The following is a 21,300-nucleotide window of genomic DNA, read 5'->3' as shown; positions in this document are numbered from 1 at the left end:
TATCCCGTCATCCGGGATACCGATTCAGTACGGCCGGGGGAAACGGGGTGACACCGTCCATTCCGGCCGGTGGGAAAGGGCTGAACGGGTGAGTCGTCCACCTTGACCGGTCGTACCGTCATCCGCACAGTGAGGCGCGTGAATCCAGATCATCAGGACGGCGAGCTGATCCCGGGCGACGACGCCCCGCCCCGCAGGCGCGGCTGGTTCGGCCGGCGGCCCGGCTGGCAGAAGGCGCTGATCCTGATCGCCGTGCTGGTGGTGGTCCTCACCGGCGGGGTGGCCGGCGGCGGCCTGCTGCTGGTCGACCACTACACCGGCAAGGTCGACCGGGCCGCGCTGCTGCCCTCGCCGCCGGCCGACGAGGCCGCGCAGAGCCGGCAGAACTGGCAGAACGGCGCGCTCAACCTGCTGCTGCTCGGCTCCGACTCGCGGGCCGCCGAACCGGGGGAGAAGAGCCCGATCGGCGAGCGCTCGGACACCATCATGCTGGTGCACATCAACCGGGCCCGGGACCACGCCACGATCGTCTCCATCCCGCGGGACAGCTACGTCGACGTGCCGGCCGGCGGTACCTGGAAGGGCGGCAAGAACAAGATCAACGCCGCGTTCGCGTTCGGCGGGGCGGCGCTGACCGCCACCACGGTCCGCAAGCTCACCGGCATTCCGCTGGACGGCGCGATGATCGCCAACTTCGCGAGCATCCGCGACCTGGTCGACGCGGTCGGCGGGGTCGACGTCTGCGTGCCCTACGACGTCAAGTCCACCTTCTCCGACCGGGAGTGGAAGCCGGGTTGCCACGACATGACCGGGGACATCGCCGAGGAGTTCATGCGGCAGCGCTACAACGTGCCCGGCGGCGACTTCGGCCGGATCCACAACCAGCAGCTGGTCGTCCAGGCCGTGATCAGCAAGGTGGCCAGGAACAACCTGCTCTACAAGCCGCTGGCCCTCGACGAGCTGCTCGGCATCGCGGCCGACTCGCTCACCGTCGATGAGAACCTCGACCTGCGCGACCTGGTCCTCGCGGTGCGCGACATCCGGCCGCGCAACATCGCCTACGCCACCGTGCCGTACACCTCGGCGAACCTGAAGACGCCGGCCGGCGCCGCGGTGCAGTTGGACACCGGGGCGGCCGCCGAGATGTTCGCGGCCGTCGGGAACGACACCATCGATCAGTGGCTGGCGGACCACCCGCAGCACTTCCCGGGAAGCTGACGCCCGGCGGAGGGCGGTGTTAATCACCAGGCGATCGCGCCGGGATGCGCCTATCCTTGGCGCGCCATGTCGACATCGCCCTCCGCTCCGCCGGCCGAGCTCCGCAGCCGGATCACCCAGCTCCTGCCCCGTGACGAACACCGGATCGGGCGCCGTCTCGAGGGGACCCGGCGGATCCGCGACGACGCCGCCAAGTCCGCCGCGCTCGCCGAGATCACCGCCGAGGTCGAGCGGGCCGAGGCGCGCCTGGCGAGCCGGGCCGCCACCGTGCCCCCGATTACCTATCCGGAGGCGCTGCCGGTCAGCGCCCGTAAGGACGACATCGCCGCCGCGATCCGCGACCACCAGGTCGTGGTGGTGGCCGGCGAGACCGGCTCCGGCAAGACCACCCAGATTCCGAAGATCTGCCTGGAGCTGGGCCGGGGCGTGCGCGGCCAGATCGGGCACACCCAGCCGCGCCGGATCGCGGCCCGCACGGTCGCCGAGCGGATCGCCGAGGAGCTGGACCGGCCGCTCGGCGCCACGGTCGGCTACAAGGTGCGCTTCACCGACCAGGCCGGCGAGGACACGCTGGTCAAGGTGATGACCGACGGCATCCTGCTGGCCGAGATCCAGACCGACCGGATGCTGCGCCGCTACGACACGCTGATCATCGACGAGGCGCACGAGCGCAGCCTCAACATCGACTTCATCCTCGGTTACCTGCGCGACCTGCTGCCCAAGCGGCCCGACCTCAAGCTGATCATCACCTCGGCGACGATCGAGACGCAGCGCTTCGCGGAGCACTTCGCCGACGCCGCCGGCCAGCCGGCCCCGGTGATCGAGGTCTCCGGGCGCACCTACCCGGTCGAGGTCCGCTACCGCCCGCTGATCACCACCCAGGTGATCGACGATGACGAGATCCGTGAGGAGCCGATCGATCAGATCGAGGGCATCGCCGCCGCCGTCGACGAACTGCCCGCCGACGGCGACATCCTGGTGTTCCTGTCCGGCGAGCGGGAGATCCGCGACACCGCCGACGCGCTCACCAGGAAGGACCTGCGCAACACCGAGGTCGTCCCGCTGTACGGCCGGCTCAGCGCCGCCGAGCAGCACCGGGTGTTCGAGCGGCACACCGGCCGGCGGATCGTGCTGGCCACCAACGTCGCCGAGACGTCGCTGACCGTGCCCGGCATCCGCTACGTGATCGACCCCGGCACCGCCCGGATCAGCCGGTACTCCAGCCGGCTCAAGGTGCAGCGGCTGCCGATCGAGGCGGTCTCGCAGGCCAGCGCCAACCAGCGCAAGGGCCGCTGCGGCCGCACGTCGGACGGCATCTGCATCCGGCTGTACTCGGAGGAGGACTTCGACGGCCGGCCGGAGTTCACCGAGCCGGAGATCCTGCGCACCAACCTGGCCTCGGTCATCCTGCAGATGACCAACCTGGGCCTCGGCGACCTGGCGAAATTCCCGTTCATCGACCCACCGGACAAGCGGAACATCACCGACGGCATCAAGCTGCTCGAGGAGCTCGGCGCCCTGCAGGACCGCAAGCTCACCCCGATCGGCCGCCAGCTGGCCCAGCTGCCGGTCGACCCGCGGCTGGCCCGCATGGTGATCGAGGCGGACCGCCAGGAGTGCGTGGCCGAGGTGATGGTGATCGCGGCGGCGCTGTCGATCCAGGACCCGCGCGAGCGGCCGGCCGACAGGCAGCAGCAGGCCGACGAGAAGCACAGCCGGTTCACCGACAAGGAATCGGACTTCTTCACCTACCTCAACCTGTGGCGCTATCTGCGGCAGAAGCAGCAGGAGCTGTCCGGCAACCAGTTCCGCCGGCTCTGCCGCGCCGAATTCCTCAACTATCTGCGCGTGCGGGAATGGCAGGACATCTACGCACAGCTGCGCCAGGTCGTCCGTACGCTCGAGCTGAATTTCCGCGAGGACTGGGAGTCGGGAGTCGCGCCGCAGCCGGTGCACACCGCGCTCCTCGCGGGTCTGCTGAGCCACATCGGCCTGAAAGACACCGACAAGCGCGAATATCTCGGGGCGCGTGGCGCGAAATTCGCGATCTTCCCCGGATCGGCGCTGTTCAAGCGGCAGCCGCGCTGGCTGATGTCGGCCGAGCTGGTGGAGACCAGCCGGCTGTGGGCCCGGGTAAACGCCCGAATCGAGCCGGAGTGGGCCGAGAAACTCGCCCCGCACCTGGTGAAACACTCCTACAGCGAGCCGCACTGGGATCGGAAGATGGGCGCCGTGATGGCGTTCGAGAAGGTCACCCTCTACGGTCTGCCGATCATTCCGCGGCGCCGGGTCGGCTACGGAAAGATCGATCCGGTGGTGGCCCGGGACCTGTTCATCCGGCACGCGCTGGTCGAGGGCGACTGGGACACGCACCACAAGTTCTTCGAGGCGAACCGGCAATTGCTGCGCCGGATCACCGAGCTGGAGAATCGTGCCCGGCGGCGTGACATCGCGGTCGACGACGAGGCGGTCCACGCGCTGTACGACGCGCGCATCCCGGCCGACATCGTCTCCTCCCGGCACTTCGACGGCTGGTGGAAGAAGGCCCGCCACGAGAACCCGGATCTGCTCACCTTCACCCGGGAAGACCTCGTCAACGCCGGGCGGGACACCGTCGACCCCAACGCCTTCCCGGACGCGTGGCTGGCCGGTGGCGTCAAACTCCCGCTCCTCTACGAGTTCGAGCCGAACTCGCATGCCGACGGCGTGACCGTCCGGGTGCCGCTCGACCTGATCAACAAGATCGACGCGGACGACTTCGGCTGGTCCGTGCCCGGCTTCCGCAAGGACGTGGTGATCGCGCTGATCCGGGCCCTGCCCAAGGCGCTGCGCACCAGCTTCGTCCCGGTGCCGGACTGGGCCGACGCGGTCCTCGACCGGGTGCCGGTGCGCCGCGGCCCGCTGCCCGACGCGATCGCGGGCGAGTTGCGCCGGCTCAGCGGCACCATCGTGCCCCGCGACGCGTGGCGCCCCGACCAGGTCCCCGACCACCTGCGGATGAACTTCCGGATCGTGAACGAGGCGGGCGAGGTGGTCGCCGAAGGCCGCGACCTGGACGTGCTGCGGCGCGCCCTGGCGCCCAAGGTGCAGGCCACCATCTCCCGGGCGGCCGGCAACCTCGAACGCACCGGCATCACCACCAACGACTTCGGGGCGATCCCGCACCGGGTCGCCCAGCAGCGCGGCGGCTATGCGGTGACCGTCTGGCCGGCCCTGGTCGACGAGGGCGCCAGCGTCGGCGTCAAGGTCTTCGAGACCGAGGCCGAGCAGCGGGTCGCGATGCGCGCCGGCACCCGGCGGCTGCTGCTTCTCACGCTGCCGCCGGCCGCCCGGTTCCTGCAGGGCCGCCTGGACAACCGGGCCAAACTCGAACTGTCCCGGGCCAACCCGTACCGGTCGATCGCCGACCTGCTCGACGACTGCGCGGGCGCCGCGGTGGACCGGCTGGTCGCCGACGCCGGCGGGCCGGTCTGGTCGTCGGTCGAGTTCGCCTCGCTGCGCGACACCGTCCGCGAGGACCTGGTCGACGCGGTCGCCAACGTGGTCACCCAGGTGCAGGCGGTGCTCTCCACGGCGTACGACGTCGATCAGCGGATCAGGCAGCTCAAGGACCCCGGGCTGCTGCCCGCGCTGGCCGACATCCGGCAGCAGCTCAAGGGCCTGGTGTACCCGGGCTTCGTGACCGAGACCGGCTGGCGCCAGCTGCACCACCTGCCGCGCTACCTCAAGGCGATCGCCCACCGGATGGACCGGCTGGGCGGCGGCGTCGGCCGGGACCGTCAGCTGACCACGCAGATCCACGAGATCGAGACGGAGTACCGCGAGCTGCTCGCCGAGGCGCCGCCCGGCGGGCCGGCCGCGGAGGGGCTGCGGGAGATCCGGTGGATGCTCGAGGAGCTGCGGGTGAGCTTCTTCGCGCAGTCCCTCGGCACCGCCTATCCCGTCTCTGACAAGCGGATATTCAAGGCGATGGACGCGCTGCCGCTGTAGTCGGTTGCAGCTTGGTGCGGCTGCGGTGCCGTTCGGTCACGCCCCTGTCGTGGCCGTCCGGCGCCGTTTAGGTTTCTCGGCATGACGAACCGTGCCGCTGCCTCCGCCCCCGTCTCCGCCGTCTCCGCCGCCGTCTACCTCGACGAGATGATGGCCCGGGTCGGCGTCGACGGTCTCGCCGCGGCGTTCGCCGCCCCCGGTCTGCTGGCCACCCTCGACCAGCACGCGGCCGCCGTTCGGGAGGCGGTGCTGGGCGCGGGCCGGATGCTGGACGCGGACGGGCTCGCGGCGTACGCCCGCAGCATCGCCGCCGCGGCGGTCCGGGCCGGCCGTCCGCTGCCCGCCCCCGGCGCGGCCCCGACCACGGTGGCCGGTTGGAGCGCCGCCGCCTGGCCGATGGTGCGGATGGTCGCGGTCTGCCTGATCGCGGAGTCCGCCGGTCTCCTCTGAGTGCCGGAGTAAACCCATACGATCTACTTAGTCGGGTTTATTACCCACCAAACCGGTTTTATCGGGCATCTTCGTCCCCATGAGGATGTTCAAACTCTCCGCACTCGCACTGCTGACGGTTCCGGTCATGGCCGCCCCCGCGGCCGCCGCCCCCGTGGTCGACCCGCCGTCCACCCTGGTCGCCCGCTACAACTTCGACGGCGGCGCCACCGCCGGCAAGATCAGCGACCTGTCCGGCAAAGGCTCCAGCCTCACCGTCCGCGGCGAGGACAACGGCACGGTCGCGATCAACACCGAGGGCGCCGGCCGGTACGCGTCCTTCCCCGCCGTCTGCTCCGGCACCGGCTCCTGCGCCCGCGCCCTGCTCGAAGCCCCCAACTCGCCCGACCTGAACCCGGGCGTACGCACCTTCCACTGGGCCGCCAGCATCCGCGTCACCCAGGCCCAGCTGCACGGCAAAGCCAACATCATGCAGAAGGGCCTGGCCGGCGCCGACAGTGTCTGGAAGATGCAGCTCACCGGCAAGAACGGCCGCGCCGTCTGCATCATGACCGGCAAGGGCAGCGCGCAGACCTTCAGCGCCATCTCCTCCAAGCCCCTCGCCGACGGCACCTGGCACAAGGTCGTCTGCGAGCGCACCCCCACCAGCCTCGGCATCTCGGTCGACGGCACGGCGGGCTCGCACGTCACCATCCCGGCGACCCTCTCGGTGGACAACACCATGCCGTTGCGGATCGGCGGCCCGAACTTCGGCGCCACCAGCGACATGTACCACGGCCAGCTCGACGACGTGTACATCCAGGTCGGCTGAGGCCGCCCACTCCCGTAGCGGGCCGGCCTCCGGGCCGGCCCGCGTCGTCTCCCTCGCTGCGGTCTTCCTCGCTGCGGTCTCTCTCGCCGCGGCCTCCCTTTCGCCGCCTCTGCCCCGCGCCGGTCCCACCCTCCGCTCCTACTGCGTACCTCGGCGTCTCCCTCGCCGTTTGTTGCGGCTGGCGCCGCCGCCCCCTCGGTCCGGTCCGATTCCCGTCGCCGCACCCTTCGCTCGTCGCGTTCCGCGCCGCCCCCTTCCGGTTCGGGTCACAAACCCGCTGGTCAAGGCTCGCTGGCGGCTTCTGGTTGCGGCCTTTCCCGGTGTCCCTCGCTTGCCGGTACGCCGTGAGCACACCCGTCGTGCCGGACCCCGAATAATCGGTGGCGCCCGCGTGGGAAGCGGCATAGGTTGACCGCATGCTGTGATGCACACCAGGCAAACCCCGGGTCTTCGGCATGCGGGTGCGAGCGTTCGGGCTCCAGCGTTCGGGCTCAGCCCTTGCGCTCTGCGCCGGTCGTCCCCCGTGTCCGATTCTGATGCCGCGAGGCTCGATGGCCGGCACCGCTCGATGGCCGGCACCGCTCGATGGCCGGCACCGCTCCATGACGGCACCGCTCCATGACGGCACCGTTCGATCAGGCGGTCCTGCTCGGTCGAGCGGTCCCGCGCTCGATGCCCGCGCCGCGTCGGTTTCACGTCTCAGCCGGATCCTGAACGGTGCCGACTCAGCGGCCCGTCGGTTCTGTGCGCGGCGCCGGCACGCTGACTGTCCGGGTTTGCCCTTCGCGCTGGTCCTCGGCCATTCTGCCGGGGCGGGCCTCCGGGTGTGCATTGTGGAATTCTCGATGATGATTCTGCGAGGGCGCACCCGTGAATTCCGCCGCCACGGAAACCGGCCGTCACCGGCTTTCCGCCCGAACCCCGGAACGGGCCCCAAACCGTATTCCCTGGAGGTGGCAATATGCCTGCCCAGCCTTTCTCCGTCCATCCCGACCTGGCGGAACTCGCCCGCCGGGACATTGCCGCGGCCCTGACCCGCCCGGCGGTCGAGGACGGTTCCGGCGCCCAGCCCGACCCGGCCGACGCCGCGCACCACGGCGCCCGCGACACCCGGCAGGCCGCCCGCCGCAGCTCGGACCGCGCCCACGCGGGCCGAGCGGCCGGTGCCGGCGGTGGCCGCAGCTACGCCTTCCGCCGCAGCTGACCGATCCCGATCACGGCTCACCGGCTGTTGATCACCACGAGACCCGGCCGCCTCCGCGCGGCCGGGTTTCCGCATTTCCCGACCGATGGCCTGGCGGGGTCTGCCCACGCCGCGTTCGCCGGTTCGGGTGTCCGGTGTGGTGCCGGTTCGGCGGCCAGGGGTGCGGTTGTGCTCACGCGAAAAGCGGTGAGCAATCCGGGATGCCCGTTCTGGTGGGTCGGTGGTACTGGTGATGTGCGCGACGCTTGGCCGGTCGTGATCGGGCGGGTGGGGAACGTCGCGACGGGGCGGGTCGCCGGGCGGTCGTGATCGGGCGGGTGGGGAACGTCGCGACGGGGCGGGTGGCCGGGCGGTCGTGATCGGGCGGGTGGGGAACGCCGGGACCGGGCGGGTGGCCGGGCGGTCGTGATCGGGCGGGTGGGGAACGCCGGGACCGGGCGGGTGGCCGCACCGCCGGGAGCGGGTGAGTGGCGGGTCAGGGGGTGGAGAGGTCGGCCAGGGCCAGGTCGAGGGTTTTCGTGGCGGTGGGGAAGTCGATCAGCTGGTCGCGGACGATATGCAGGCCGGCCCGCAGGGCGGTCACCGGGACGAGGCGGGCGGTGAGGACGTCGGCGGTCCACGAGGTGAAGTCGCGGAAGATCTGAGGTTCGTCGATGTAGAGCGAGGCGGCCAGGAAGTCGGCGATGTGGCCGAAGTCCTCGGCGGTGGCTTCGCGCTGGCGGTCGTCGTAGTCGCGGACCTCGGGGTGGACGGCGGCCAGGCGCTGCATCGCGGTGTCGATCAGCTGGGGGCGGGAGCGGACCAGGTGGGTGTACTCCTCGTCGCCGAGGTGCTCGCTCAGGCTGCTCGGGACGAAACCGCCGGAAGCCGGGAAGTCCGGGGCCGGCGGGGGTGGCCAGTCGGTGGCCAGGCGGACGACGGCCTCCTCGGCGGAGGTGGCCCAGGCGTCGGCGCCGAGCCGGGCGGCCCAGCGGGCCTGCGGGCCGAAACCCCGGCCGCCGGCGATGACCGGGACGCCGGCCGCGCGGCAGGCCGTGATGGCGGCGTGGGCGCGGGGGAGCCGGGTGGGGATCATGCAGCTCAGGGCCACCGCATCGGGGCCGGTCTGGTGCAGGTGGGTGATCAGGTGCGGGCCGGGGACGCTGGCGCCGAGGAAGTCGACCCGCCAGCCATCCAGGGAGAGCAGCTCGGCCAGGATCCGGGCGGGCAGGCCGTGCCACTCACCGTCCACGCAGGCCACCGTGATCCGGCCGCGATACGTGGAAGCACCGCCCCGGTGCGCGTGAGCAGCATCGCGGCCCGGCCCCGCGGTGCCGCGGTCCGCGGGAGAGGCACCGGCATCCGGCCCCGCGACGCCGCGAGCGGCAGAGGGGTCGCGGTCGGCGGTGGCGGGGGAGCGGTCAGCGGCGGAGAGGTCGCGGTCGGCGGTCGTGGAGGAGCGGCGCGGTGAGGGGCGCAGGTGGGCGGCGACGGCGGCGAGGACACGTTCGTTGACGGCGGTGGCGGCGTGTTCGCGGGCGACCGACCACTCGTTGGCCGCCCACAGCTCGCCGACCCGGGCCTGCGTGCCGCCGATCAGGTCGACCATGATCCGCTGGGGTCGGACGCCGTTGTCGAGCAGGGTGAGGGCGAGCTCGACGGCGGCGTACTCGTCGCCGTCGCCGACCAGGCGCAGATACTCGTCGTGGAGGTCCGGGTCGTCGAGCGAGTGGACGGTGACCGAAGTGATCATCTCAGTGCCGGGACCGTTCGGTGACGCGGTGGGTGGTGCGCGACCGGCCGAGGGTGCGGTGGGCGGTCATGATCGGGGCCGGACCCTTCGGTCGGGGCGGCGGGCGGCGGTGAGATAGGGGGACTGGTTCGGGGCGCGCAGGGTGGCGCCGCCGTCGCGGAGGCTCAGCGGCGGGCGGGGGTGCGCGCGGACGGCGAGCATGGCGATGTCGTCGCCGGGGCCGCCGCGGACCCAGTCGGAGACCAGTTGGCGCAGGCGTTCCAGGGTGACCGCGCCGGGCAGGCCGGCGCAGTCGCTCAGGGCGCGGCGCAGGCGGGTCTCGCCGAACTGCTCGTCGCCGGCCGGGCCGCCGCGGGCCTCGGTCAGGCCGTCGCTGTAGAGCAGGCAGAGTTCGCCGGGGCCGAGCTCGGCGGTGGCCGGGCGGACCGTCGTCTCCGGCATCACGCCGATCAGGGTGCCGCCGGTCGGCACCTCCTCGACCCGGCCGTCGGCGCGCAGCACCAGCGGCGGTGGATGGCCGCCGCTGGCCAGTTCGAGACAGATCCGGCCGTGGTCGACGCGGGTCACCGAGCCGACCACCAGGGTGACGAACCGCTGCCGGCGACCGGAGTCGGTGAGCGCCCTGTTCAGCACGCGCAGCATCGTCTCCGGGCCGGCGTGCATCAGCCGCAGCGCGCGCAGCGTCTGGCGGACCTTGCCGGTCAGCACCGCGGCCTCCGGCCCGGTGCCGCACACGTCGCCGAGCGCCACGACCGTGTCCGTGCTGCCCGGGACCGGGCCGAACACCTCGTAGAAGTCGCCGCCGACGAGCATCGTCTCGCGAGCCGCCTGATAGGACCCGGCCAGCTCGAAGCCGTCGATCTCGGGCAGCTCCGGCGGCAGCAGGTCGGCCTGCAGCACCGCGGCGGTCGCCACCTGCTCCTGATAGAGGGCGGCGGCGGCGAGCGCGGCGCCGGCCCGGGCCGCGTACACCCGGGCCAGGGCCTCCTCCTCCGGGCTGAACGTGCCGGTGCGGGCCAGGATCAGCGCTCCGGCCGGCTCGGCGTTGCCGGGCAGCGGGATGACCAGCAGGGCGCCGAGCGGGCCGAGCGCGGCCGGGAACAGCCAGCCCGGCGTCTGCGCCGGGTCCAGCCAGCGACTCGGGATCGGCGGGAAGCCGTCGATCACCTCGCCCAGCCCGGGCACCTCGGCCAGGTTGCGTTCGGGCAGCGTGCCCTCCTCGACCGGGTGGCCGGGCAGCGCCCGGCTCCAGGCGCTCTGCCGCTTGTCCGGCGGGAGGATGACCACGGCCGCGTCGGCCAGGTGCGCGGCGGCCAGCTCGACCGTGGTGCGCCGGACCAGCCGGGAGTGCAGCGAGGCGGAGAGCCGGCGGCCGGCGTCGGCCAGGAACGCGGCCCGGGCGCGCTCGGCCTCCAGCGCGGCGGTGCGGTCGCGCTCGGCGGCGCCGTCGGCCAGAAACCACACGTAATGCTCGTCACCCACGGCGCGGCGACGACCGTACCAGCAATGCTGTCGATCCTCGGACCGGAACGACTCGCCGCCGGCGGCCGCGGCCGCGGCCAGCTCCGGCAGCGGCGCCGCGGTCAGCGGATCGCCCGGCTGCAGGCCGGGCAGCAGCGCGCGGGCCGCCTCGTTGACCAGCACGACGGTGTCCCCGGCGGCGGCGCAGAGCAGCATCGCCTCGCTCGCCGCGTCGAGGACCGCGCGCAGCAGCCCGGGAGGCGCCGCGGTGGCCGGCATGCGGGCCGACATCGTGCCTCCTCGCTGAGGGTCGTGGTCGTCCCCAGCCTACGGGGTCGATGGGGGGATGGGGTTGATCAGCGTTTCACATCGACGATCACCGGGGCGTGGTCGGACGGGCCCTTGCCCTTGCGTGCCTCGCGGTCCACCACGGCATCCGTGACCGCGGCGGCCAGTTCGGCGCTCGCGTACACGTGGTCGATGCGCATGCCCTTGTTCTGATGGAACATCCCGGCGCGGTAATCCCAATAGGTGAACGGGTGGTCACCCTTCATGGCGCGGGCCGGCACGTCGGTGAGCCCGAGGTCGCGCAGCGCGGCGATGGCGGCCCGCTCCGGCTCGGTCACGTGGGTGGAGCCGGCGAACACCGACGGATCCCACACGTCGTCGTCGGTGGGCGCCACGTTGAAGTCGCCGGCCACGATCAGCGGGCCGGCCGCCAGGTCGTCGGCGAGGGCGAGCCGCAGCGCCCGCAGCCACTGGAGTTTGTAGGTGTAGTGCGGGTCGTCCGGGGTGCGGCCGTTCGGCACGTACACCGACATGAACCGGATGCCGTCGCAGACCGCGCTGATCGCGCGGGCCTCCGGGCCGGGATAGCCGGGCTCGCCGGGGAAGCCGCGGCGGACCTCGTCCAGGCCGATCCGGGAGAGCAGGGCGACGCCGTTCCAGCGGCCCTGACCGTACGCCGCCGTCCGGTATCCCAGCTCGCGGACCTCGGCGGCCGGGAAGCCGTCCTCGGCGACCTTGGTCTCCTGCAGGCCGACCACGTCGGGGGCGGCGGTCTCCAGCCACTCCAGCAGGCGGGGGAGGCGGGCTTTCACCGAGTTGACGTTCCAGGTCGCGAAGCGCATCAGCCCATTATCGGCGCAGCCCGCCGCGGGTCGCCGCGAACAGCGCCGCGGCGAGTCCGCCCGCGAGCGCGACGAGCATGGCAGCCAGCCCGGCCGAAGTCATCAGCGAATAATGCCGGACTTGGCTACGCGGCACCAGGGGGACTGACAGGTTGGTCGGTGGACGGGACGACTCACGGGGGCGTGCGATGCGGGTGGAAGTCATGCCGGTGGTGCCGGACGAGCTGCGGGACGGTGCCTGGGACTTCTACCGCGAGTCGTTCGCCGACCTGGCGGTGCTGGCGGTCCACCGGCACGTGCTGCACCGCGAGGAGTTCGACGAGCTGATGGCCGACGAGCGGGCGCCCAAGTACGTCGCGTACGACGCCGAGGACCGGGTGGCCGGGATGGCCTCGATGACCACCGAGCTGGACGCGGTCTCGCTGATCTCACCGGACTACTTCCGGCATCACTGGCCGGAGCTGTACGCGCAGCGGCGGATCTTCTACGTGCTGTTCGTCGGCGCGGCCCGGGGCGCCCGCGGGGCCGGCGTCTTCGTCGCGCTGCTGCGCCGGTTGTACGCGCCGATCGCCGAGGTCGACGGCAAGGTGTTCGTGGACATCTGCACCTACAACGAGGAGCGTCACCAGCTGCCCCGGATGATCGGGGTGATCCTCGGCCGGGTCTCCGGCAAGGCGGTGCCGACCCGGCTGGACGCCCAGTCGTTCTGGCTCTACGAGTTCCCGGGCAACGGTCTCCCGGAGTCCGTCTAGTCGTCGATCCGGCGGTGGCGCCCGGAGCTGGTCACCGTGGCCACCGGCAGCGGCACCTCGGGCAGCGCCGCGGTCAGGTGCCAGCGTTCGGCGAACTCGGCGGCCGGCACCGCCTTGCCCCACAGCCAGCCCTGCCCGTTCACCACACCGACGTGGTAGAGGGCTTCGCGCTGCAACGGGGTCTCGACACCCTCGGCGATGACGCTCAGGCCCAGCGCGTGGCTCATCGCCACCACCGCCCGGACGATCTCGTCATCCTGATCGTTCTTGCCGAGACCGGTGACGAAGGAGCGGTCGATCTTGACGCCGGTGACCGGGAAACGGCGCAGGTAGCCCAGCGCCGAGAAGCCCGTGCCGAAGTCGTCGACCAGCAGTTTCAGGCCCAGCTGGCGCAGCTCGTGCAGGACTCTGGCGGTGACACTGGAGCCGTCCACCATCACCGACTCGGTCATCTCCAGGGCGACACAGTGCGCCGGTACGCCGTACCGGAACAGTTCGCCGGAGACCACCAGCGGCAGCTCGGGTTCGCTCAGCTGGCGCGGTGACACGTTCACCGACAGGTAGAAGCTCTCCGACACGACCCCCTGCGAGCGCCACACGCCAAGCTGACGCAGCGCCTCGTTACGGACGAACGTGCCGATCTGCGAGATCATCCCGGAGTCCTCGGCGATCGGGATGAACAGCATCGGCGGGATCGACCCGCGTTCCGGGTGCTCCCAGCGGATCAGCGCCTCGGCGCCGACCGGCATCCCGGTCTCCAGGCGCACGATCGGCTGGTACACCACGTACAGCTGATCGTCGGTGAGCGCCTGGCGCAGCGCGACCTCCAGCTCGATCCGCTCGCGCACCTGGTCGTGCATCGAGGTGTCGAAGATCGTGGACCGGCCCGGCCCATCGCCCTTGGCCCGGTACATCGCGGTGTCCGCGTCGCGCATCAGCGCCTCGGCGGTGACCGCGGAGCGCACCGCGTCGCCGACCGAGTGCGCGATGCCGATCGACGCACTGATCACCACCTCGGTGTCGCGGACCGGCAGCGACCGGGCGAAGCAGCCGCGGATGTCGTCGACCAGCCGCAGCGCGCCGGCCTTGTCGCCGACGAAGGCGAGCAGGAACTCGTCGCCGCCGACCCGGGCCACCGGCACGGCCTCCGGCACCGCGGCGCGCAGCCGCCGGCCCACCTCGATCACCAGCTGGTCACCGGTGTCGTGACCCCACGAGTCGTTGACCCACTTGAAGCCGTCCAGGTCGAGCATGTAGACCCAGACCCGCTGCTGACCGCCCACCCCGGTGACCAGGCGTTCGATCTCGGCGGAGATGGACTGCCGGTTGGGCAGCCCGGTCAGCGGATCGTGCGTGGCCTGGTGCTCGGAGTGCAGCTGGGCGGCCACCTGGGCGTGCACCGCGGACATCGCCCGGGCCAGCAGCAGCACCACCATCAGCGCGCCGGCCACGGCGATCAGCAGCCGGTGCGAGGCGGCGCTGGTCCCGGTGGTCAGCAGCAGCGCGAACGGCAGGAACAGCGCGGGCAGCAGCACCGCGAGCCGCTGCCAGGACCAGGCCTGTACGGGCAGCCGGTCGGCCCGGCTCATCTCGGTCACCGACGGGTGCAGGGCGGCCACCCCCAAAGCCGTGTAGGCCAGCACGTACGGCACGTTGAGCAGCGGCGACGCGTAGATGTGGCCGTTGACCCCGACGATGGCGTACGCGGTGTCGCCGAGGAACAGCCCGATCATCATGACCAGCAGCGCCACCATGCTGATCGGCCACGTCTTGGTGGTGAACGCCAGGTTGATCACCAGCAGTGCCAGCACGATGTCGAACAGCGGGTAGGTGCCCTGGATGATGGAGAGCAGCGCGGGCCGGCCGGCGATCGCCGCGGCCGGCGCGGCCAGCAGCAGCGTGCTGGTCAGTCCGGCGGCCAGGCAGACGATCAGGCCGTCCAGCACGGCGTGCCGCTCCAGGCTCTGCCGGGCCCGCAGCAGCATGAACAGGAAGGCGCCGAGCAGCAGATAGCCGCTGAAGCTGGCGGCGTCGGCGAGCAGCGGCAGCGGCATCGGCTGGTTGGTGACCGTGGGCCGGATCAGCAGTCCGACCAGGAAGAGGGTGGCGGCCAGAGCCATCAGCAGCCAGGCGACCGGCGGCTCGGCGCCCCACCGGCGGGGGCCGACGAAGCACGCCGCGACGGTCAGCACGCCGAGCACGACCAGGCTCACCGAGGCCAGGCTCGACGACGAATAGGCCGCGTAGAGGGCGGTAGCGAGGACCCCGATGACGGCCATCAACTGCCATTGGCGGCGGGCTATGCCGGGCGGGAGCACCGATAGCACCGGGCATTCCTCCCGTTTTGCCCTAAGACTTAGCTTTTGCTCACCGTAGCAACGGTTCGCGCCTGCCGTGGACAAAAACGGTCGGACACCCACCATGGCGCAGCAACTCGTGCGCCACCGAACCGAATCGGGCCGCGCCGCCCGCCCCGCGCGGTCCCAGTGCGAGCAACGCGACCCGCTGCGACAGGCGGACCAGCGCGCCGGCCGGGTCGCCGGTCAGCAGCCGGCGCTCCGGCGACGGCAGGTCCGGGAGCCCGGCCAGCACCCGGTCGAGCACCGCGTCGTCGTCCCCGGCCACCTCCAGCGGCAGGCCCCGGCGTACCGCCTCGGCGGCGGCGTGCCGCAGCGCCAGCACCGACGGGCCGGAGCCGTCCACCGCGGCCAGCACCGGACCGGCGGCCGGTCGGGCCCCGCGCGCCACCAGCACCGGGCACCAGGCCTGCGTCACGGCCTCCAGCAGCGACGATGTCGGCAGGTCGGTCGCGCCGACGACGAGCAGCGCCGCGGTCCGGCTGAACCGGCGCAGCACACTCCCGGCGGATCCATCCACCAGTTGACCCCGCACGTCCGCCCCGGGTGTGCAACGCTGGGCGGTGGCGACCGCCTCCTCGACGACGTGGGCGGCGGCGCGCCGGGCTTCCGCACCGTCCCAGGCGAAAGCGTGCACGATCGACAACTGAGTGCCGCGGGAGACCGCCTCCCGGGCGGCCAGGCGCACGGCGGACAGACCGCCCGCGGTCCCGGCGACACCGGCCACCACCGGCGGTTGATTCGGGATCCGCATCGCCCCCGGCCTCCGCTCCCGTAACGTTCTCGCAATATACCGATCTATATCTATGGTGCAACGGTCCTTAGGCACTGGTGACCAATGCCTCACCGGGTGGCCACCTGATGACCCATTCAGGTTCAGGGTTTACGGTGAACGGCAAAATCTTTGGGACATCTGCCGGTGAAGTGAGGGAAATACATGACGGATGTCAAGCTCGACCACCCTGGCGGCCAATTGTCGATGGGTGTGCGCGAGGCCGTCGACGGGCCGGGCGGCATCGACGTCAGTGCGCTGCTGAAGGAGACCGGTTACGTCACCCTGGATCAGGGTTTCGTCAACACCGCGTCGACCACGTCGGCGATCACCTACATCGACGGTGATGCCGGCATTCTGCGTTACCGGGGTTACCCGATCGAGCAGCTGGCCGAGAAGTCGACGTTCCTCGAGGTCTCGTACCTGCTGATGAACGGCGAGCTGCCCACCGAGGCGCAGCTGCGTGACTTCGCCGACAAGATCCGGGTGCACACCCTGCTGCAGGAGGAGATGCGCACGTTCTTCTCCGGTTTCCCGCGGGACGCGCACCCGATGGCCGTGCTCTCCTCGGCGGTCACCGCGCTGTCCACCTTCTACCAGGACGCGCTGGACCCGCTCGACGACGAGCAGGTCGACATCTCCGCGATCCGGCTGATGGCGAAACTTCCGACGATCGCCGCGTACATCTACAAGAAGTCCATCGGCCACCCGCTGCCGTACCCGGACAACTCGCTCGACTACGTCGAGAACTTCCTGCGTCTGACCTTCGGCCTGCCGACCGTCAACTACGACGTCGACCCCAAGGTCGCGAAGATCCTCGACATGCTGTTCATCCTGCACGCCGACCACGAGCAGAACTGCTCCACGTCGAGTGTCCGGCTGGTCGGCTCCTCGCAGGCGAACCTGTTCGCCTCGATCTCGGCCGGGATCAGCGCGCTGTCCGGCCCGCTGCACGGTGGCGCCAACGCCGCCGTGCTGGAGATGCTGGAGCAGATCCGCAAGGACGGCGGCGACGTCAACTCCTTCGTCACGCGAGTGAAGAACAAGGAGAAGGGCGTCAAGCTGATGGGCTTCGGCCACCGGGTCTACAAGAACTACGACCCGCGCGCCGCCATCGTGAAGAAGGCCGCCCAGGAGATGCTCTCGACCCTGGAGACGCCGGACCCGCTGCTGGAGATCGCGTTCCAGCTGGAGGAGATCGCGCTCAACGACGAGTACTTCGTCTCCCGCAAGCTGTACCCGAACGTCGACTTCTACACCGGCCTGATCTACAAGGCGATGGGCTTCCCGACCAAGATGTTCACGGTGCTGTTCGCCATCGGACGTCTGCCCGGCTGGATCGCCCAGTGGCAGGAGATGATGCACGACCCGGCCAACAAGATCGGTCGCCCGCGGCAGATCTACACCGGTTCGCCGGTCCGCGACTTCGTCCCGATGTCGCAGCGCTGAACGCACCGAGGTAATACGGCACGTACCGAGAGGCGCGATCCGTGCCGGCACTGGCGGAAAGACTTTTCTGACGCCCCACTTCTCCGGTGGGGCGTTTTCCGGTCTCGTACATTCCTTGACGGTCATATAACCAGGGTGGCATGCTGGGCGGGTGGACGTCATCGGGGCCCTCGCCGAACCGGCCCGCCGCCGCATCGCCGAGGTGCTGCTCACCGGCGACGCCAGCGTCGGTGACCTGGTCGACGCGCTGCGGATGAGCCAGCCCGCCGTCTCCAAGCACCTGCGGGTCCTGCGCGACGCCGGCGTCGTCACCGTCCGCGCCCATGCCCAGCAGCGCATCTACCACCTGGAGGCCGGCCCGTTCCGGCAGCTCGACGCGTGGCTCACGCCATACCGCAGGCTCTGGAGCCGGCATCGGGACGCCCTCGGCGAACACCTTCTCGAGGAGGAGCCATGACCGGACCACAGCCGCAAGCCCGGGTCGCCGCCGACGGTGACCGCTGGACGTTGATCCTCATCCGCGATCTGCCCCAGCCGCCCGGCGAGGTCTGGGACGCGCTGACCGACCCGGAGCGCCTCGATCGGTGGGCGCCGTTCACCGCGGACCGCCCGCTGACCGCGCCCGGCCCCGCGACGCTGACCCTGGTCGACGGCGACGAGCGGACCGCGCTGCCCGCCGAAATCGTCCGGGTCGAGCCACCCCACCTGCTGGAATACACCTGGGGTGAAGACCTGCTGCGCTGGGAGCTCGCCGCGGCCGCAGGCGGGACCCGACTGACGCTGCGGCACACGCTGACCGATCGTGACATGGATGCGATGGTGGCTGCCGGCTGGGATCTGTGCACCGGGGTGCTGCGGCGGCTGCTCGACGGCGAGTCGGTCAGCGCGATCCGCGGGCGGTCGGCGATGGACCACGGCTGGCGCGACCTGCGGGACCGCTACGCCGAACAGTTTCGGTCAGATTCGGGATCCTGATGGCGTGCGCCGCGGCGGATGACGGACCGCTGTTCCCGGCCACGGCGATGGTGGCGGAGCCGGCCGGTCAGCTTTCAGGGCGGATCGCCGCACCCCACCATCCGCGGGCGGTCACCGGAACCTCGATCAGTAGGGTCGGCGCATGGCCGTACAGGGATTGCAGCGCATCATCGTCTCCGTTGCCGACCTCGACCGGGCGCTCGGGTTGTACCGGGACGCGCTCGGGCTCACCGTGACCGCGCAGTTCGGCGAGATCGCCCGGCTGGACGTGCCGGGCACCACCACCGAACTCATGCTCCACCAGCGGCCGCCGACAGCCGGACTCGCCGGGGTGGCGGCCAGCTTCCGGGTCGACGACGTGGACGCGACCACCGCGGCCGCGGAGAAGGCCGGGGCGACGGTCGTGGACGCGCCGGCGGATCAGCCGTGGGGTGAGCGCCAGGCGGTCCTCACCGACCCTGATGGACATGTGATCTGCCTGGTCGCTGTTTGACGGGCAGGTCCGGGGTGGGAAAGATTGGCGTCCGAGCGGTTGCGGAGGAACCCGGTGCGAGTCCGGGACGGTCCCGCCACTGTGACCGGGGAGCGACCCGCTGACGCGACAGCACGCCACGGCCCTGCGGCCGGTGCGGCCGGCGCGCAGGGCCGCGGCACACCACGGCTTCCGGGCCGAGGTGGCGGCGGCACACCACGGCCCGCGGGCTGGAAGGTGGGCGGGAAACGGCGATCCGGGAGTCAGGAGACTCCGGCCGCTCGTGACAGCCGACGTGCGGGCGTGGACACCCGCCGGGAGGGAACACCCTGTGACTACTCCGTACCCGTTCTCGGCCGTGGTCGGCCTGGACGATCTGCGCCTCGCGCTGCTGCTGACCTCGGTGTCGCCGGCGGTGGGCGGCGTCCTGGTCCGCGGTGAGAAGGGGACCGCCAAGAGCACCGTGGTCCGGGCGCTGGCCGGGCTGCTGCCGCCGGTGACGGTGGTGCGCGGCTGCCGGTTCGCCTGCGACCCCGCCGCGCCCGACCCGGACTGTCCGGACGGGCCGCATCCCGCGGACACGCCGGCCGGGCACCGGGCGGCGACGCTGGTCGAGCTGCCGGTGGGGGCGACCGAGGACCGGGTGGTCGGCACCCTCGACATCCAGCGCGCGCTGGCCGACGGGGTGAAGGCGTACGAGCCGGGGCTGCTCGCCGCCGCCCACCGGGGCGTCCTCTACGTGGACGAGGTCAACCTGCTGCCGGACCACCTGGTGGACCTGCTGCTGGACGCGGCCGCGATGGGCCGCGCGCACGTGGAGCGGGACGGGGTCTCGGTCAAGCACGCGGCGCGGTTCCTGCTGGTGGGCACGATGAACCCGGAGGAGGGCGAGCCGCGGCCGCAGCTGGTGGACCGGTTCGGGCTGGTGGTCACGGTGGCGGCGCCGCGGGATGCGCGGCTGCGGGCCGAGGTGGTGCGCCGGCGGCTGGCATACGAGCTGGATCCGGCCGGGTTCGCGGCCCGTTTCGCCGACGACGAGCGGGAGTACGCGGCCCGGATCGCCGCCGCGCGAGCCCTCCTGCCGAGCGTGACCCTGCCGGACGCGGAGCTCGACCGGATCGCCCGGATCTGCCTCGCCTACGGGGTGGACGGGATGCGCGCGGACATCGTCGTGGCCCGCTGCGCGGTGGCGATGGCCGCCTGGCACGGGCGCGACGTGGTCACCGCCACCGACGTCGCCGACGCCGCCCGCCTGGCCCTGCCGCATCGCCGCCGCACCGATCCGCTCGACCCGCCGGGCACCGACGAGGAGAAGCTCGATCAGGCCCTGGCCGAGGCGGAGCGTCAGGCTCAGGACGAGGCGGGGCGTCAGGCTCAGCAGGAAGCGGAACGTCAGGCCCGGGAGGACGACGGCGGCCCCGACGGTGACGGGCCGGACGACACCCCGGACGGCGGCCCGCGCGACGGCGGCCCGGACGACGGGGGCCCGGGTCCGGACGGGGGTGGTCCCGGTGGCGGTCCGGCCGGTGACCCGCCGCCCGGCCCCCCGAGCAGCAGCGCGCCACCGACCGAGGCGCCGGCATCGGACGGCGGGTCACCGGACACCCCGGCCGTCGGCGGCGGGCCGGCGGCGGCTCCGGCCGGGCCGGCGTTCCGACCCCGCACGCTGCGGATCAACGCCCGGGGCGAGGGTGGGCACACCGGCAAGCGGTCCCCCGCCTACGCCCGGCGGGGCCGGGTCGTCGGCTCCCGCAAGCCGCTGGGCCGACTGGCCGGCGCCCCGCACCTCCCGGCCACCCTCCGCGCCGCCCTGCACCGGACCGCGCTGCACGGCGGACCGGCCCGGACAACGGGGGTCGAACCGCGGGATCTGCGCGAGGCGATCCATGTCGGCCGGGAGGCGAACCTGGTGCTGTTCGTCGTGGACGCGTCCGGGTCGATGGCCGCGCGCAAACGGATGACCCTGGTCAAGACCGCGGTGCTGTCCCTGCTGCGGGACGCCTACCAGCGCCGCGACCGGATCGGGATGATCACGTTCCGGGGCGCCGACGCGGACGTGGTGCTGCCACCCACGTCCAGCCACGAGGTCGGGGTCATGCGGCTCGCCGCGCTGCGGACCGGCGGGCGGACCCCGCTGGCGGCCGGCCTGCGCGCGGCGGCCCGGACCGTCGCGACCGAACGCCGCCGGGATCCGCGCCGGCGTCCGCTGCTGATCGTGGTCACCGACGGGCGGGCCACCAGCGGGCCCGATCCGCTGCGGCTGGCACCGGCGCTGACCGGGGTCGCGACGGTGGTCGTCGACTGCGAGTCCGGGCCGATCCGGCTGGGGCTGGCCCGCCGGCTGGCCGCCGCTCTGGGCGCCGACGTCATGCCGCTCGACGAGTTGGAGGCGGCGACCGCCCGGTCGGCGGAGCGCGGCTACCGCCACGCCGCCTGACCGCGGGCGGGCAGGGCAGCGGGCAGGCGGGATCGCGGCTACCGCGACACCGCCCGAGGGCGGGCACGCAGGGCACAGGGCAGGGCAGGA

Annotated in this window: 16 protein-coding genes and 1 riboswitch; of the genes, 11 read left to right on the top strand and 5 right to left on the bottom strand. The window is 72.1% G+C overall.

The annotated features are described in order from the left end of the window. The first annotated feature begins 138 nt into the window (after positions 1 to 138). The 5 genes from ACSP50_RS26015 (at position 139) to ACSP50_RS25995 (ending at position 7,673) form a co-directional block, all read left to right on the top strand. Entirely contained in the window at positions 139 to 1,218 is a 1,080-nt protein-coding gene (locus ACSP50_RS26015; RefSeq protein ID WP_014692277.1) for an LCP family protein, read from the top strand. A 66-nt stretch (positions 1,219 to 1,284) separates the two neighbouring features. Then, positions 1,285 to 5,208: an ATP-dependent RNA helicase HrpA gene (hrpA, locus tag ACSP50_RS26010; RefSeq protein WP_014692276.1), complete on the top strand. Its 3,924-nt coding sequence runs from the start codon at positions 1,285 to 1,287 to the stop codon at positions 5,206 to 5,208. An 81-nt stretch (positions 5,209 to 5,289) separates the two neighbouring features. Then, positions 5,290 to 5,658 (top strand): DUF6401 family natural product biosynthesis protein, encoded by a 369-nt coding sequence (locus ACSP50_RS26005; protein ID WP_014692275.1) that lies wholly within the window; start codon positions 5,290 to 5,292, stop codon positions 5,656 to 5,658. A 79-nt stretch (positions 5,659 to 5,737) separates the two neighbouring features. Next, the gene (locus tag ACSP50_RS26000; protein WP_014692274.1) at positions 5,738 to 6,469 is read left to right on the top strand and encodes a LamG-like jellyroll fold domain-containing protein; all 732 of its coding nucleotides are present in this window, start codon (positions 5,738 to 5,740) and stop codon (positions 6,467 to 6,469) included. 961 nt (positions 6,470 to 7,430) lie between these two features. Continuing rightward, entirely contained in the window at positions 7,431 to 7,673 is a 243-nt protein-coding gene (locus ACSP50_RS25995; RefSeq protein WP_014692273.1) for a hypothetical protein, read from the top strand. Between the two features lie 475 nt (positions 7,674 to 8,148). On the opposite strand, the gene ACSP50_RS25990 is transcribed toward ACSP50_RS25995, so the two are convergent. From ACSP50_RS25990 to ACSP50_RS25980, 3 genes are all read right to left on the bottom strand, one after another. Next, entirely contained in the window at positions 8,149 to 9,405 is a 1,257-nt protein-coding gene (locus ACSP50_RS25990; protein ID WP_014692272.1) for a B12-binding domain-containing protein, read from the bottom strand. A 66-nt stretch (positions 9,406 to 9,471) separates the two neighbouring features. Then, entirely contained in the window at positions 9,472 to 11,157 is a 1,686-nt protein-coding gene (locus ACSP50_RS25985; RefSeq protein WP_014692271.1) for a PP2C family protein-serine/threonine phosphatase, read from the bottom strand. A 65-nt stretch (positions 11,158 to 11,222) separates the two neighbouring features. Then, on the bottom strand, positions 11,223 to 11,996 hold the full coding sequence (locus ACSP50_RS25980) for an exodeoxyribonuclease III (protein WP_014692270.1): 774 nt from the start codon (positions 11,994 to 11,996) through the stop codon (positions 11,223 to 11,225). A 188-nt stretch (positions 11,997 to 12,184) separates the two neighbouring features. On the opposite strand from ACSP50_RS25980, the gene ACSP50_RS25975 reads away from it, so the two are divergent. Continuing rightward, the gene (locus ACSP50_RS25975; protein WP_014692269.1) at positions 12,185 to 12,748 is read left to right on the top strand and encodes a hypothetical protein; all 564 of its coding nucleotides are present in this window, start codon (positions 12,185 to 12,187) and stop codon (positions 12,746 to 12,748) included. On the opposite strand, the gene ACSP50_RS25970 is transcribed toward ACSP50_RS25975, so the two are convergent. Both ACSP50_RS25970 and ACSP50_RS25965 read right to left on the bottom strand, forming a co-directional pair. Continuing rightward, positions 12,745 to 15,027, bottom strand: coding sequence for a bifunctional diguanylate cyclase/phosphodiesterase (locus ACSP50_RS25970; RefSeq protein WP_052311722.1), 2,283 nt, complete (start codon positions 15,025 to 15,027; stop codon positions 12,745 to 12,747). The two genes, ACSP50_RS25975 and ACSP50_RS25970, sit on opposite strands and share 4 nt — an antisense overlap. A gap of 88 nt (positions 15,028 to 15,115) precedes the next feature. Then, on the bottom strand, positions 15,116 to 15,859 hold the full coding sequence (locus ACSP50_RS25965; protein ID WP_014692267.1) for a universal stress protein: 744 nt from the start codon (positions 15,857 to 15,859) through the stop codon (positions 15,116 to 15,118). A 183-nt stretch (positions 15,860 to 16,042) separates the two neighbouring features. Between ACSP50_RS25965 and ACSP50_RS25960 the strand changes: the two genes are divergently transcribed. The 5 genes from ACSP50_RS25960 to ACSP50_RS25940 all read left to right on the top strand — a co-directional run bounded on the left by ACSP50_RS25960 (position 16,043) and on the right by ACSP50_RS25940 (position 21,210). Beyond that, complete coding sequence (locus ACSP50_RS25960; RefSeq protein WP_014692266.1) at positions 16,043 to 17,326, top strand: citrate synthase; 1,284 nt, start codon at positions 16,043 to 16,045, stop codon at positions 17,324 to 17,326. Positions 17,327 to 17,477: 151 nt separating this feature from the next. Then, positions 17,478 to 17,783, top strand: coding sequence for a helix-turn-helix transcriptional regulator (locus ACSP50_RS25955; protein ID WP_014692265.1), 306 nt, complete (start codon positions 17,478 to 17,480; stop codon positions 17,781 to 17,783). Then, positions 17,780 to 18,301, top strand: coding sequence for an SRPBCC family protein (locus ACSP50_RS25950; RefSeq protein ID WP_014692264.1), 522 nt, complete (start codon positions 17,780 to 17,782; stop codon positions 18,299 to 18,301). The genes ACSP50_RS25955 and ACSP50_RS25950 overlap by 4 nt, the downstream gene beginning before the upstream one ends. A 142-nt stretch (positions 18,302 to 18,443) precedes the next feature. Then, entirely contained in the window at positions 18,444 to 18,794 is a 351-nt protein-coding gene (locus ACSP50_RS25945; RefSeq protein ID WP_014692263.1) for a glyoxalase/bleomycin resistance/extradiol dioxygenase family protein, read from the top strand. A gap of 44 nt (positions 18,795 to 18,838) precedes the next feature. Next, positions 18,839 to 19,047: riboswitch (cobalamin riboswitch) on the top strand. Between the two features lie 9 nt (positions 19,048 to 19,056). Further along, complete coding sequence (locus tag ACSP50_RS25940) at positions 19,057 to 21,210, top strand: VWA domain-containing protein (protein WP_369809689.1); 2,154 nt, start codon at positions 19,057 to 19,059, stop codon at positions 21,208 to 21,210. Positions 21,211 to 21,300: the final 90 nt, after the last annotated feature.

This window comes from Actinoplanes sp. SE50/110, from assembly GCF_900119315.1.
Classification (GTDB): domain Bacteria; phylum Actinomycetota; class Actinomycetes; order Mycobacteriales; family Micromonosporaceae; genus Actinoplanes.
The sequence above is the reverse complement of the archived record's forward strand: the minus strand, read 5'-3'. Positions and strand labels throughout refer to the sequence as shown.